This window comes from Proteus sp. G2674 (assembly GCF_009915195.1).
Lineage (GTDB): Bacteria > Pseudomonadota > Gammaproteobacteria > Enterobacterales > Enterobacteriaceae > Proteus > Proteus mirabilis.
This window is the reverse complement of the sequence record NZ_JAABLS010000018.1, coordinates 212,333-227,953: the sequence shown is the minus strand read 5'-3', so window position 1 is coordinate 227,953 and position 15,621 is coordinate 212,333. Positions and strand designations below refer to the sequence as shown.

Sequence of the window (15,621 nt, the reverse complement as noted above, 5' to 3'; positions counted from 1 at the left end):
AAACAGCTCAAAACCGTATCCCCTGCAAAAATAAGGGATTGATTATAGGGGGATAACAATAAATTGCACAGATGAAATCCCGCTTTTTTTAAAAAACTGTGGCAAAAAAGTTATAATTTATCGATTTAATCACATTTTTTGCCTTCATTTGATTAAACTCTGCACTTATTTAACGAAAACTGAAATTCACCATATCCGTTTGCCCGCTAAGATCAAGCACCGAAAGTTGGTATTTGCCACGTTTTTCTAATAAATAAGAGAACGTTGCCCCATTTTCAGTTTTACCGATTTGTTCACCATTTAAAAACCACCACTGCATACCACTTCCCCCTTGTGTAGAAACCGTTATTTCAAGCTGAGTTTCACCAGGCAATGGACGCAATAAATCCCCTTTTCTTATCCCAGAGATATACAATGGGATCATATCTTCTTTAATCGGTGGACATGTTAATGAAATTGGTGGTAATCGTTTTGCTCTACGCTCTTTTTCAGGCAACCAAGCATCTAATGCTATCGGCCATAAAGCAATATCCTTTAATTGAGCACCAGGACAATTAGACCCTGTACGTTTTCCTTCTTTATCTATCCATACTTTTTCATTGATGCCTAAAATGCCCTCTTGGCTTTCATTCAATAGTGTTGGGGGAATAGTATTATCAAGGATCCAGCTTCGTCGGCTGACTCGGCAGTTACTATCTTCTTTAGGCAAAGCTTTTCCCGTTGGCCAACAAATAGCTGCGGCTGAGACACTATTTGGCCTAGGATCAACAGGAGGCCGCTGTTTATTTTGATAAAAATAACTCGTCAATAAATTATTAACTTGATTCATTATCGGTACAGCAGTTGCAAATCCAAACTGCCCCGCAACAGGTGTGCCATCAGGTCTCCCCACCCAAACACCAATGGTATAACGCGCATTAACGCCTATCGACCATGCATCACGATAACCATAACTTGTTCCTGTTTTCCAAGCCAAAGGAACAACCGCTGAAATAGCACTATCAGGACGAGGCCGTGCCTCTCCCGCTAAAATTCGCCGAATGATCCACGCAGCACCGGGTGACATTAACATACGTTCATTGATGGTTTGCTCTGGCGTAAAACGTAACGGCGCGGTCTTTCCATGCCTTGCAAGCGCACTAAAAGTCGCCACTAATTGATCCATTCGTGTTGCTGTTCCTCCTAAAATAAGCGCTAAATTAGGTTCAGAGCCATAAGGAAAACGCATTTCAAGGTGATTATGTCGCAACTTAGCTGCAAATTTTTTTGCGCCGTAAGCTTCTATTAATTGTACTGCAGGTAAATTTAATGAACGACTAAGGGCTTCACTGGCACTCACGGCACCGTTAAATCCAGTATCAAAATTACCAGGACGGTAATCTTCAAAACGGCGCGGAACATCTTGTAATAGTGATTCTGCATGGATCAATCCTTCATCCAAAGCAAGACCATAAATAAAAGGCTTTAAAGTTGATCCCGGCGAACGCCATGCACTTATCATATCAACATGCCCAAAGCGTTGATTATCATTAAAGTCTGCCGATCCAACATAGCCTTTAACACTCATATCCGTGTGATCGACCACAAGTATTGCCAGAGAAGTTTTATCGGCTAGCTGATATTTCCACTGTTTGGCTAGCTCTTCTAGTTGTCGCTGAAGATTAATATCAATCGTGGTTGTGATCACCGGCGCTTTTTGCTCGTTATACATACGCCGAGCCAATAATGGCGCGAGTTGTGGCGTTTGTCTTGGTGCAAGTAGCACTTGCTCTTGCTTTATTTCAGCCACTTTCTCTTTGGGCCAAATTTGATATTCCGCTAATCTATCTAATACTTTATCCCGTGCAGCTTGAGCACGCTCTGGATACCGGTCTGGCCTTAAACGACTGGGTGCTTGAGGTAATACCGCCATTAATGTTGCTTCACCTGCTGATAAATCAGCGGGAGATTTACCTAAATAGGCCCAACTTGCAGCGCCAATCCCTTCTAAAGTGCCACCAAAAGGTGCACGGTTAAGATAAATTTCTAAAATCTCATCTTTCGAGTAATACCATTCAAGCTGTAATGTCCGCCATAATTGTTTTAATTTTCCCCCTAAAGTCCGTGAGTGGGGGTCAATCAAACGCGCGACTTGCATTGAAAGCGTACTACCTCCAGAAATAATTTTTCCCGAGCTTAAGTCTTGCCATGCGGCACGTAAAATAGCTATAGGGTTAACGCCGGGGTGCTGATAAAACCAGCGATCTTCATAAGCTATCAAGGCCTGCAAATATTCAGGGGAAACATCAGAAAGGGTAACGTGATAACGCCATATTCCTTCTTTATCAGCAAAACGCCAAAGTGGTGTTCCATCTTCAGCCGTTACTATGGTGGCGATTTGAGGCTCGGGATCTGGCAGTGGCCAGATCTTATCTGCTATCCATAGCAATAATAGTGTTACTAATAGAAAAATAACGCTCGCGGCGATTAACCGCTTATATCCTAGTTTCATTCAATCACTCAAAGGAAAAAGCCCTTTCCGAAGAAAGGGCTGTCTAGCTTAAGGCACAACATCAATTTTATTTTTTGTTGCCCCTACGGCACGCCAATAAGGCACATACATTGACTCAACTTGCGGTGGCGGTACTTGATAACTCCCCGGAGTTACCGCTCTTGCTAAGTAAAGTAATGTCGTAGGACGATATTTATCAACCGCTATTGCAGCAACAAAACGATCATCACGATATTCAAGATGTTTAATATTGGCTTGTCCCATATCATCAATAAACTCCTGCAAATCAGCAGCGCTATCGCTTAAGCTTGCGCTACTTGATGCTAAGTTTTGATTTTCAATTTCAAGCCCCGCTGGTAATAGATCAACCACTAAGGCATCAGGTACATCTCTATTAGCTGAAACCTCTAATTTTACCACCAGCATTTCACCACTTTGTAAGCGATTAGGATCGACTCGATTGCCTTTTAGATCGTAATAACTACGATTGATCTTCAATACATTGCTATAAGGCGCTGGGGCAACTTTTGGATATCCGACAACATTCATTCGAGAGTAAATGGTTGTACCACCTTGGTTATTTAGCTCTAAACCTTCTTGCAATTGCGTTGCTGTCAATGCTTCATTAACTGCGCGATCACTACTCATTGCTGGCACTTGACGATTAATGGTTACTTCCCAAGGCTTCTCTGCCATATCAATAAAGAAACGCCCAGCAAGGTATAGTGAGTTACTCTCTTGTGTAGAGAACCATTCACGCCCTGTTAAGTTATCAGATAATGTAATAACACTGGCATCACGAGTTTGAGTTTCCAAATTGTTTTCACTGAGTAACGCAATAATCAACGCTTGGTCACGAATAGTACTGCCGTAATCACCTAAACCGTAATTATATTTACGTGGCATGGTGACCCCTTCAGCAATTAGGCTTTCAGCACGAGAGTTATCTCCCATCAATTTCAAAGCAACACCTAACTGCACAAGCGCTAAACCACTACCTGCTTGATTACGTTCTAGATATAAACGGCGCAATTCTCCCAAAGGGGCTTTTTGCTGATTAGCCAGAACTAAAGCCGCATATGCTCTTGCTGAGAATCGAGCCGCATCTTGGTTAACCACATACTCTTCATTAACAATGTTTTTATCTTGTAAATAACGTAGTAGACGATCATTTGCCCGTTTTAATGCCTCAGTAGGAACTTCGTAACCTTGTTGAGACGCTCTAAATAAGAAATCTGTTGCATACGCCGTTAACCAAAACTCTTCACGCCCACCTTGATCCCACAAGGCAAATCCTCCTTCGGATTTTTGCATTGTTAGGATATGAGCAATCCCTTTTTCTATGGCTTCTTTTCTTTGCATATCTGTTTGTGTTTTGATCCCCAATTGCTTCAACTCTTTCTCTGTTGAATACAAGGATGGATATAATCCACTAACAGTTTGCTCAAGACATCCATAAGGATATGCAAATAACTCTCTAACATAACGCGCTACCTGTAACGGAGGGCGACTGGTAAGTAATAATTCCCCCTCAAGCGTTGAGCGATTAAATTGATTTAATGCTTCGTTTGGTAGGCGCCAAGACTCACCATCTGCTAATGTATTGGCGTAATGTATTGTCTCAGCAGGATACGCAGGGCGTACACCTATTTTCCAAGTATTTTGATAAGGTTTTATCTCTTCATTAGGTACTTTAATACCATAAATAGACAGGGAAAATTCTCCTTGGCCAAATCCATGTTTTGCCGTAATAGGGATTTGAACTTGAGTTCGTTCACCTTTCGATAATGAAACAGTTTTACTGTCGACACCCGCTAAATCAACTAATCCTGATGCCGTATAATTTAACGTAATAGATTGTGGTGCATCCGTTAAGTTAGTTAAATCTAATGACAGTAACGCATCATCTCCCCCAGCCATAAAGCGTGGTAATGAGAGTTGAGTAACTAATGGCGCGGCAACAACAACTTTACCTTCTTGGCTACCAAATTTATCCGCAGTCCATGCTTGAGCCATAAGGCGGACTTCACCATTAAACTCAGGTATAGGTAAAGAAACCTCACCTTCACCTTGTGCATTTAATTTTACAGGTGTGGCTTGTTGAGCAATAATTTGCACATCTGTTAATGGCTTTTTACCACCACGAGATAATGCGCTTTCTTCGCTTCCATCACCACCAAAACGTAGGTTAGCTAAACGCCCTTCACCTTCAATTAACTGACCATAAACATCGTATTGATCAACGCTATAGCGCTTACGACCAAAGAAAGCTTCGTACGGATCAGGCGTTTTATAGTCGGTAATATTTAAGACACCTGTATCAACTGCAGACACTAATACATTGATGTTTTCCGGCAATGGCTGGCCTGCAACGGGCTTAGCTTTAATCCGAATTTTTAGATCTTGATTTGGACGAATTTTTTCAGGTGCATCCAGTGCAATATCTATACGGCGATTGTTATCTTGTAGTGGTAAATGCAAAATACCTACTGCACGTTTTACCGTCGCTTGTTTGGATGTATCCCCCGGTCTTACCACCATCGAAGTCAAATATAAATCGTGTCTTGCCCACTCTTTATTAATAGGTACTTCAACATCAAGCCCTTTTTCAGGTACATCAATCTCTTGCCACCATAGCGGCCCATCACTCGATTCTAATAGCACATAACCTTTACCAGGATGAGGGGCTGCAATATTGAGTTTGACTTTTTCACCCGGTAAGTAACTCTCTTTATCTAATTTTAATTTAACTTGATCAGGTCTTACTGCCCCGGTTCCGCCTGTATTATCCATCCAAGAATAGCCCGCCCAAAAACGTAAGCTACTGACAAGTTCTGTTTTAGGATCGACCACTTCTATACGATAAGAGCCCCATTCAACAGGGAAAGCCACTTTTGCGGTACCATCTTTAGCAATTTTGATAGTCTGCTCATCCATTTGCAGATCTTTTTGATTGTAGCCAGACTCCCAACCATTTGAATTAGACCAACGCCAATAATAATCATAACGTTCGTAAATAAATCTTACTTTTAGGTCATCAGCAGGTAATTTTTTACCCTCTTGATCGGTATAAACGATTTCAAACTCCGCCATTGAGTTTTCATCAACACTATAGCCTGATTTATATTTATCATTACGGTAGTCATACACCTCTTTTTTAGCAAAAACAGGGCGAATTCCCGCAAGATGTGTCGCTGGCCATACCGCTTGTTGATAACGGCGAGTAACAGGACGCCCTCCGGCTTCAAGTAAGCTTGCTTGTAAGATAATATTAATCGGTGATTTCACTTCAGCATAACGGTCTTTATCAACCGTTAATGCCCCTTCACCATCCGTATCAAGATTAAGTTCAAATTCATCTAATAAACGACTTAAATTTTCATCTTTTACGGCACCAAATTCATAACCCGGCAGTTGACTGACGGCTTCTCGCGAAGCTTTTAAAAAAACCTGCCCTTGTAAGCGATTATCTGCTGCCGGTGCACCATAAAGATAACGACCTTTAATATCAAAATAAGCATTATTACCACTGAGTAAAATGCCTTTTTTACCGGTGATCTCTAATGCCATACGCTCAGGCATAAAATCTTCAACTTGGAATTGGTAGAAGCGTGGAGTGCCATCGCCTAAATCAAAACGTAATTTCCGAATACCTGTACTCTCATTTTCAGGGATCATCAGTTTCAACTGATAAAAACCATTTTCAGGTTGCCAAACAAAACTACGGGAAACCTGACCATCCGTTTTTAATAAGTCAACTTTAACAGGTTGCTCTTTAATCGGGTTTCCATCACCATCTCGCAATAAACCATTAACGATTAAGGTTTCGCCGGGGCGGTACAGATCGCGTGGACCAAAAACAAAAAATTGTTTGCTATAACCTTGTGGCCCGCCGATATCAAATTCGGATAAATCAAGGGCTGGTTTACGCAAATCAATCATACTGGTTTGCCCATTACGAATAGCGAGTAATAAACGTGCTTTATCACTCTTTTCTAATGTGGCATGCCCTTGATTATCAGTTTTTGTTTTAGATATTAAATTACCTTTTTCATCTAAAAGACGAATTTCAATATTGTCTAATGCTGCGCCATTTTTCAGGGATTGAGTAAAAATATCTAGCGTATTAAGGTAGCTATGTACTGATAAACCGATATCACTAAAAGTAAATACCGTTGCCGGCATGGTATAGGAGTATTTACCTGCCTGCTGCATTACAGCGATATAGACACCCTCTTTTTTCAGGGCTTCAATAGATTTGAGTGGTAATAAGACATTTTCACGGGTGTTTTTTTCTGTATCAAGTTCAAAGCGCCCGCTATACACCAAATCCGCTTGTGACAGAAAATCGTCTGATTCCCAATAGTTAATATTAGAGCGGCTTTCCCATTGAGTTAAAAATTGTGTTAACCGATCATCTTTAACTCGAAAAAAGTTAACATCGACTTGTTCGACATTTAATGCGCTAATTGGCAAACCTTCCGTTGCTTCTAACGGTAATAATGAGCCTTTACTGGTAAAGCCAACCGATGGAAAAATCTCTTCTGTAGTAAATTTTTGGCTAAATGGCTCTACTAATTTACGTTCGTTAATTCCTTTAATTTGAGCATCAATAGTCAGGTTTAACTCTGTTGAAGGTGGCAAATGGCGGAATCGTAACTCCATCAGATTATCAGATAGCTCCCAAGCCCCTTCTAATTTACCTTTTTTAGTATCAACAAGACGGATAACATCATCAAATTTCTGGTCAGGATCGAGTGGTACTGAAAAAGTCACTACCATCGTACTTGCGCCATCGCGTTGTAATTCAGAGGCATCTAATACAGTCACCTCTTTACCTGCATAACGACGAGCAAGTTCATTGCGCACTTCTTGGCTAGTTAATGCAGTTTGATTATTCGTTTTGGTTGTAACTGCGGTTTTATCACCAAGTTGTGTTGTCGTTTGTTGCGATGTGCTTTTTTGTTCCGCAACTTGTGTTGGTTGTGAGTTATCACTCGTCGAAGATTGCTCATCTTCTGTTTTGTTATCATCACAGCCTGTTAAAGCTAATGCTGAAGCCAGTACCACTGCAAGTGTACACCAACGGTACCCTCTTTTTTCCGTGTACTGTCTAAATTGATCTCGATTCATATCCATTTCCTTTAATTCAACCCCTGAATTATATGATGTTTTATGCAGGCTATAATAATATACAACGTATTAAGTAAATTAATTATCTAATACTACAGCCTTATTTAGGCTTTACTAATTATTTGTTTGTGCGTTTTTAAGCAAAATAATAGTAAAACAAAGAGTTACATATAAATGCAAACCATTTGCTATTTTAATCATTTTCTTATTATAGGGTAAAAAAAAGCGATATCTGATGAGATATCGCCTAAACTGCAAAAAACTAGGTTAGGTATTCAAATTAACGATTGGAATACCCTTACGAAGAAAGCCCCCTAATTTGCGTTGATAAAAAGGTGTTACATGGTGAGTCATAAAATGACTTACACCTTGCTCATCTTTATTCACAAAACAGAAATCCAGAGATTGTCCTTCTTCTAGATGCTCAAAAGCGGCTTCAGCAGCTTGTGGGAGTATCTGAGCAATAATATTTTCTTCTCCAGTGATTTCTAGCCCAATCAAATAAAATGACTCATCATCACCTTGCTCCAAAGCATTAACAATAAATGCACGACGAATAGGCTTATGTTGACCAAAAAATTCGCTCAATGCTTGTGTTAATTTTTCAGGCTGTGGCTCAAGCACACTCAGTTGTAGAGAAGAACCTTCAACAGCAACAATTTCTTGTACTTCAAATTGTTCAGATACATCCATTACAAACTCCAAATCACATAATGTTTATTATTTTGCTTTTGTTAATAATAAATTAGCGATAGAACGAACACCATATCCTGTTGCCCCAGCTGCCCATTGCTCTACAGATGATTTTCTGTAAGTTGCTGAACAGTCGATATGTACCCAGCCTTTTTTATAATCTTTCACAAAGTGAGAAAGGAAAGCGGCTGCTGTACTTGCGCCTGCGGTATGTGAAGGTGCGGCAATATTATTGAGATCAGCAAAACTTGATGGTAACTGGCTACGATGGAAATCAGCTAATGGTAAGCGCCAGAACAGTTCATTTTCTTGATCTGCACTTGCTAATAATTCATTCGCTAATTTATCATCAAAACTTAATACAGAGTGATAATCATTACCTACGGCCACTTTAGCTGCACCTGTCAATGTTGCCGCATCGATAATCAATTCAGGGGCAAAGTTGCTAGCATCAATTAAACCATCTGCTAAAACTAAACGACCTTCTGCATCCGTGTTCATGATTTCAACGGATTTACCATTACGATAACGGATAATGTCTCCCAACTTAAAGGCATTACCGCTAACCATATTATCAGCAATACATAGCAATAGTTTTACGCGTTTATTTAAACCTCGTGTAATAGCTAAAGCCAAAGCACCTGCTAAGGTTGCAGCACCGCCCATATCCGCTTTCATAGAATTCATGGAAGAAGAAGGTTTGATGCTATATCCGCCTGAATCAAAGGTGATCCCTTTACCAACAAGACAGGCAAAGATAGGGGCTTCGGCATCTTTAGTTGGATTAAAATCTAATGCTAAATAGACGGGATCACGTGAAGAGCCTCGACCTACAGTATAAATTCCCGCATAGTTCTGATCTCGAAGATCAGCCCCTTTGGTGATTTTATAGCTGATATCTTCTTTATCTAAACCACAAAACAGATCAACAGTACGCTGTGCCAGTTGTTCTGGCCCTAACTCTTCTGCTGGGGTATTTATTGTGTCACGCACCCAATCAACAATGCGGATACGCGACTCTAATTCTTTTTTGTCCGCTTCACTTAATTGTGGCCATTCGATTGAACGTGCGCCTTTAGGTGCTCTAAAACCTAACCAAAACGCCCAACTACGTTCTAAATCCCAGCCGTCACCAACTAGAGCAACATTACGAATACCTTGACCATCAATTTTGCGTCCACCACGCTGAATGGCCCCTAAGCGGTTTTCTTCCGTTAAGTGAACGGTCATGCCAGTTTCGTTAGTGCTAATTAGTGCTTTTTCTCCCCAACATGCTGCTGCAGGTTCATTAGACAGCATGATAGGCATAATTTGTTTATTCATTTATTATCTCACTTATTATTACTGATGGCAGTTAACCTATTCAGACTACCAGATATTTACCTTTTAGCGTGATCAATTTACTGCAAAAAATCAGTCACGACCATTCTCATTAAAGCCTTTTAGCTAATTGCATGTTACTTTACGAGCAATATCCCATAAACAAACGCTGGTTACTCAGTCTTTTGAGGTATTTATTCCTCTTTTAAAGTTAAATCATACTGAGCAATAAAAACAAAAAGACTGGCAATTAACCAGTCTTTCGCATTAATCATTTACTCGATTATTCAAATTCATCAAGCCAAACTAATAAAATTGCTTCAAGAATTTTTTCATTCGATTTTTGTGGATCATCATCAAAATCGTCTAATTGGCAAATCCACTGATGCATATCGGTAAAACGAACGGTTTTTGGATCTGTATCGGGGTAGAGATCATAAAGCGCTTCCCCTATTTCACGTGTATCACTCCATTTCATTTTAAACTCCTAAAATCAGTGTTCTCTCGCATGGTTGATAGAATATTTAGGTATTTCAACGACTAAATCTTCATCAGTTACCTTCGCTTGGCAACTTAAACGACTTTCTGGCTCTAATCCCCACGCTTTATCTAACATATCGTCTTCCAGCTCTGTACTTTCATCAAGAGAATCAAAACCTTCACGAACGATACAGTGACAAGTGGTACACGCACACGACATTTCACACGCATGTTCAATCTCAATGCCATTACGTAATGCAACATCAAGAATAGACTCACCTTCAGTGGCATCAACAACAGCACCTTCCGGGCAAAGTGTGCTATGGGGTAAAAATACAATTTTAGGCATAGTTATATCTCATCCACAGAATGACCTGCCAACGCTTGACGAATGGAAGTATCCATACGACGCGCAGCAAATTCCTGAGTTTGCTTATCCAGTTGTTTAATGGCGTTTTCAATGGCAACAGGATCTGTTCCCTCAACGCTTTCTATTAAAGTATCTACAACATTATCGATAGCCGTTTTCTCATCTTCAGTTAAGAGATGAGCATCTTCTTGTAATGCTGCGGTTAAACTTTCTAACACGCGAGCGGCTTCGACTTTTTGCTCGGCAAGACGACGAGCTTGTAAATCTTCTTTGGCATTTTCCATTGAAGATTGGATCATATTAGCGATTTCTGTATCACTAAGACCATAAGAAGGTTTTACCTGTACTGAGGCTTCAACACCAGTGGATTTTTCCATCGCACTAACGCTTAATAAACCATCAGCATCCACTTGGAAGGTAACACGTATATGTGCTCCCCCCGCCGCCATTGGTGGAATACCCCGCAAAGTAAAACGAGCTAATGAGCGACAATCACTCACCATTTCACGTTCACCCTGTACCACATGAACACTCATGGCAGTTTGACCATCTTTAAAAGTGGTAAATTCTTGTGCTCTCGCAACAGGGATAGTGGTATTTCGTGGGATCACTTTTTCAACCAGCCCGCCCATGGTTTCTAAACCTAATGAGAGCGGAATAACATCCAACAAGAGCATTTCGCTATCAGGTTTATTACCCACCAGAATATCTGCTTGAATAGAGGCACCAATAGCAACAACTTTATCAGGGTCAATCGAAGTTAATGGTTCACGTTTAAAATAATCGCCTACCATTTGGCGCACCAGCGGCACGCGAGTTGATCCGCCCACCATAACCACTTCGAGCACTTCATCCACGTCAATATCAGCATCTTTTAATGCTCGACGAACGGATAACAACGTACGTTTAACTAAAGGTTGAATTAATGATTCAAATTCAGCGCGGGTAATTTCCCCTTTCCAACCATTGATATTGATATCAGCCACATCATTATCACTTAAAGCGATTTTAGTTTCTGAGGCAATATCAAGTAATTGACGTTGTAAAATAACATCATTTTGATAGCCAAATCCCGCACGCTCTCTGATCCAGTCGGCTAACATCATATCAAAGTCATCACCGCCTAACGCAGTATCACCACCAGTTGCTAAGACTTCAAACACCCCTTTAGTTAAACGTAAGACAGAGATATCAAAAGTTCCGCCCCCTAAGTCGTAAACGACAATAGTGCCTTCTTTTCCGGAATCTAATCCATAAGCAATCGCGGCAGCAGTAGGTTCATTTAATAAACGTAATACATGTAAACCTGCACGACGTGCTGCTTCTTTAGTGCCTTGACGCTGTGCATCATCAAAATAAGCAGGTACAGTGACAACCACACCATCAAGTTCACCACCTAATGATTGTATTGCACGCTCTGCTAAGGCTTTTAAAATATCCGCAGAAACTTGAATAGGATCGACAATGCCAGCAGGTGTTTTAATTAATGGCAGTCCACTATCATTGTCATGAAAATGGTAAGGGAGGTTAGGATAACGACTGGTTATATCATTTAGCGAGCGCCCCAGCATTCGTTTTATTGAGCTGATGGTATTGGCGGGATCTTTTTCAGCTTCTTGTTTCGCCTGCCAGCCAACATTAATATTATCAACTTGATACTGCACAACAGATGGCAATAAATAGCGACCTTCACTATCAGAAAGCGCTTCGGCTTGCCCACTACGTACAGTGGCAACAAGTGAGTGTGTTGTTCCTAAGTCAATACCCGCAGCTAATCGACGCTGATGTGGCGCAGGTGTTTGTCCTGGCTCGCTAATTTGTAATAATGACATAACAATTTTCCTTAAAAACCATCAAACAAGCGTTCTTCAAGATGCTCGACTTGCTCTTTTAATTTCGCGAGAAAACGTAATTTTCTCACATTGTCTGCGGCAATGTCCCAAGTCTGACTGTCCAGTGTTTTCACCATTTCATCATAGCGTACAGTGTACATTTTCTCTAAGCGCGCAGAAAAATCAGCCAGTAAATTTTCAGCATCAGTACTATGCTCTATATCATCCAGCTCTTCACGAAGCGTAAGCTGCTCCATAAGAAAAGCCGTATCGTGCATCGTTTGTTGCTCATTAGCAATATCGATGCCCTGTAAAGAGAGCATATATTCAGCTCTTGAAAGTGGATTTTTTAAGGTTTGATAAGCCTGATTGATAGTCGAAGCAAACGAAATAGCTTGTACTTGCTCTTTGTCAGATTTACCCGCAAAACGATCGGGGTGATATTGACGTTGCATCTCTTGATAACGAGAAGCAAGCTGTTGTTTATCAATATCAAAACGATTAGGCATGCCTAATAGGGTGAAATAGTCCATACTTCTGCTCTTGGATTAATTGATATTAATACCGTGTATAAATATTGATTACACGGTAAAGCTTTCTCCACAACCACATTCGTTAGCCACGTTTGGGTTGTTAAACTTAAAGCCCTCGTTTAATCCTTCTTTAACGAAATCAAGCTCTGTTCCATCTAAATAGACCATGCTTTTACCGTCAATAATAACTTTCACACCTTTATCTTCAAAAACGGTATCTTCGTCATTGATGACATCAGCAAACTCAAGAACATAAGCCATCCCAGAACAGCCTGATGTTCTTACGCCTAAACGCAAACCTTCGCCTTTGCCACGATTAGCAAGAAAAGAGCGAACACGGTTAGCAGCGGCTTCTGTAAGGGAAATTGACATGGCACACCTCACTCATAAAGAACGAAAGCGGACACTGAAACATAACCTTCAGCATCCGCCAATATTTTATTTTTTTATTATAACAGGCAATTATTTGCCTTGGCGTTTGCTTTTATAGTCTGCAATCGCGGCTTTTATTGCATCTTCAGCCAGAATTGAACAGTGAATTTTCACTGGTGGTAATTCTAACTCTTCAGCAATTGCGGTATTTTTAATCGCTTCTGCTTCATCTAAGGTTTTACCTTTCATCCATTCGGTAACCAAAGAGCTTGATGCAATCGCTGAGCCACAACCATAAGTTTTAAAACGTGCATCTTCAATTACACCGTTATCATCAACTTTGATTTGTAGCTTCATGACGTCACCACAAGCTGGTGCGCCTACCATACCGCTCCCCACTGTAGGGTCGTTGTTATCAAATGAACCCACATTACGAGGATTTTCATAATGATCAATTACTTTATCGCTATAAGCCATGATTTAACTCCTGAAAACGTCTGATTAATGGTGAGACCATTCGATACTGTTGATATCAACGCCTTGTTTATGCATTTCCCAAAGTGGAGAAAGATCACGTAAGCGACCAATTGCACTGTGAATTTGTTCAATTGCATAATCGATTTCTTCTTCAGTGGTGAAACGACCTAAAGAGAAACGAATAGAACTATGTGCTAATTCATCGGTTAATCCTAAAGCACGTAGTACATAAGAAGGCTCTAAACTTGCTGATGTACAGGCTGAACCTGAAGATACAGCAAGATCTTTCAGTGCCATCATTAATGATTCACCTTCAACATAGTTGAAGCTGACATTAAGAATATTTGGCGCTGTATGTTCTAAAGAACCATTGATATACACTTCTTCAATATCTTTGATGCCATTCCATAAACGTAAACGTAATTCATTTAAACGTTTAGTTTCATCAGCCATTTCTTCTTTCAATATACGGTAAGCTTCACCCATACCCACAATTTGGTGAACGGCTAATGTACCTGAACGCATACCACGCTCATGCCCACCACCATGCATTTGAGCTTCTAAGCGAATGCGTGGTTTACGGCGAACATAAAGCGCACCAATACCCATAGGTCCGTAAACTTTATGTGCAGAAAGAGAAAGTAAATCGACTTTTAATTTGGAGAGATCGATTGGTAATTTACCAACGCTTTGCGTTGCATCAACGTGGTAAATAATGCCTTTGCTACGGCATAACTCACCAATAGCAGCAATATCTTGCACCACACCAATTTCATTATTCACGTGCATGATAGAAACTAAAATAGTGTCATCACGCATAGCGGCTTCGAGTTCTTTCAAATCAATTAAGCCATCGCTTTTTGGTGCTAAGTAGGTCACTTCAAAACCTTCACGCTCAAGCTGACGACAAGTATCTAAAATCGCTTTATGCTCAGTTTTTGATGTGATGATGTGCTTACCTTTTTTCTGATAAAAGTTTGCAACACCTTTTAGTGCCAAGTTATCTGCTTCAGTTGCCCCTGAGGTGAAAACAATTTCACGAGGATCAGCACCAATAAGATCAGCAATCTGATTACGAGCGATATCGATCGCTTCTTCAGCTTGCCATCCAAAACGGTGCGAACGAGAGGCTGGGTTACCAAAAATGCCGTCAATAGTCAGGCATTGCATCATTTTTTCAGCAACTCGAGGATCAACGGGTGTGGTTGCTGAATAATCTAGATAAATGGGTAATTTCATTGCTCACTAACTCCAAAGACGACAGATCTTCTTTAATAATTTTGTTTTGTTTGCCTAGAGATCGCCGTTAAACTCGCATATTAACAATGGTTTCTTGTAAACGACCATTGATAGCATGACGTTTTTCATTGTCTTGACGATCAGCGACATCCATAACCTCTTCGTTATTAACTAACTCTTCAAGGCTAATGCTGCTAAGGAAACTGGTAATACGATCACTTAAATCACGCCACAAAGTATGAGTCAGGCAACGATCGCCACCTTGACATCCTTCTTTATTACCCTGACAACGGGTAGCATCAACAGATTCATCAACTGCTGAAATGACTTGAGCAACAAAAATTTGCCCCGCTTCACGACCGAGTAAATAACCACCACCCGGGCCACGCACACTTGCGACTAATTCATTTTTACGTAAACGTGAAAAAAGCTGCTCAAGGTAAGAAAGGGAAATCCCTTGACGCTCAGAAATATCAGCGAGGGGGACAGGGCCTTGCTGCGAATGCAATGCAACATCAAGCATAGCAGTAACTGCATAACGCCCTTTTGATGTCAGTCTCATAACAAATACTCCGTGGTGAACAATAGTCAAATTGTGTCATTCCTGAGTAATTTAGTCAACTATTTATCTGAGTGTTTTAGTCAGGTATTAAGCTCAGCAACAATGACGCATGTTAATCA

At 40.5% G+C, this 15,621-nt stretch carries 12 protein-coding genes; all 12 read right to left on the bottom strand.

All coding sequences use genetic code 11. The features are described 5' to 3' along the window. Positions 1-169: 169 nt before the first annotated feature. On the bottom strand, positions 170-2,491 hold the full coding sequence (gene pbpC / locus GWI58_RS09405; RefSeq protein ID WP_161769124.1) for a peptidoglycan glycosyltransferase PbpC: 2,322 nt from the start codon (positions 2,489-2,491) through the stop codon (positions 170-172). 48 nt (positions 2,492-2,539) lie between these two features. Then, complete coding sequence (locus GWI58_RS09400) at positions 2,540-7,630, bottom strand: alpha-2-macroglobulin family protein (RefSeq protein ID WP_161769123.1); 5,091 nt, start codon at positions 7,628-7,630, stop codon at positions 2,540-2,542. Between the two features lie 261 nt (positions 7,631-7,891). Continuing rightward, a complete protein-coding gene (locus tag GWI58_RS09395) occupies positions 7,892-8,317 on the bottom strand; it encodes an enhanced serine sensitivity protein SseB C-terminal domain-containing protein (protein WP_004248435.1) in 426 nt (141 codons plus the stop codon). A gap of 27 nt (positions 8,318-8,344) precedes the next feature. Next, positions 8,345-9,640: an aminopeptidase PepB gene (pepB, locus tag GWI58_RS09390; RefSeq protein WP_004243837.1), complete on the bottom strand. Its 1,296-nt coding sequence runs from the start codon at positions 9,638-9,640 to the stop codon at positions 8,345-8,347. 280 nt (positions 9,641-9,920) lie between these two features. After that, on the bottom strand, positions 9,921-10,115 hold the full coding sequence (gene iscX, locus GWI58_RS09385; RefSeq protein WP_004243841.1) for a Fe-S cluster assembly protein IscX: 195 nt from the start codon (positions 10,113-10,115) through the stop codon (positions 9,921-9,923). A gap of 15 nt (positions 10,116-10,130) precedes the next feature. Continuing rightward, positions 10,131-10,466, bottom strand: a complete 336-nt coding sequence (gene fdx, locus GWI58_RS09380) for an ISC system 2Fe-2S type ferredoxin (protein ID WP_004243842.1) — start codon at positions 10,464-10,466, stop codon at positions 10,131-10,133. A 2-nt stretch (positions 10,467-10,468) separates the two neighbouring features. Further along, positions 10,469-12,319 (bottom strand): Fe-S protein assembly chaperone HscA, encoded by a 1,851-nt coding sequence (gene hscA, locus GWI58_RS09375; protein ID WP_094959789.1) that lies wholly within the window; start codon positions 12,317-12,319, stop codon positions 10,469-10,471. Positions 12,320-12,330: 11 nt separating this feature from the next. Next, complete coding sequence (gene hscB, locus GWI58_RS09370; protein WP_004243844.1) at positions 12,331-12,852, bottom strand: co-chaperone HscB; 522 nt, start codon at positions 12,850-12,852, stop codon at positions 12,331-12,333. Positions 12,853-12,900: 48 nt separating this feature from the next. Then, complete coding sequence (gene iscA / locus GWI58_RS09365; protein ID WP_004243846.1) at positions 12,901-13,224, bottom strand: iron-sulfur cluster assembly protein IscA; 324 nt, start codon at positions 13,222-13,224, stop codon at positions 12,901-12,903. A gap of 90 nt (positions 13,225-13,314) precedes the next feature. Beyond that, on the bottom strand, positions 13,315-13,701 hold the full coding sequence (iscU, locus tag GWI58_RS09360; RefSeq protein WP_004243847.1) for a Fe-S cluster assembly scaffold IscU: 387 nt from the start codon (positions 13,699-13,701) through the stop codon (positions 13,315-13,317). Between the two features lie 24 nt (positions 13,702-13,725). Then, entirely contained in the window at positions 13,726-14,940 is a 1,215-nt protein-coding gene (locus GWI58_RS09355) for an IscS subfamily cysteine desulfurase (RefSeq protein ID WP_004243849.1), read from the bottom strand. 67 nt (positions 14,941-15,007) lie between these two features. Then, complete coding sequence (gene iscR / locus GWI58_RS09350) at positions 15,008-15,502, bottom strand: Fe-S cluster assembly transcriptional regulator IscR (RefSeq protein WP_004248437.1); 495 nt, start codon at positions 15,500-15,502, stop codon at positions 15,008-15,010. Between the last annotated feature and the right edge of the window lie 119 nt (positions 15,503-15,621).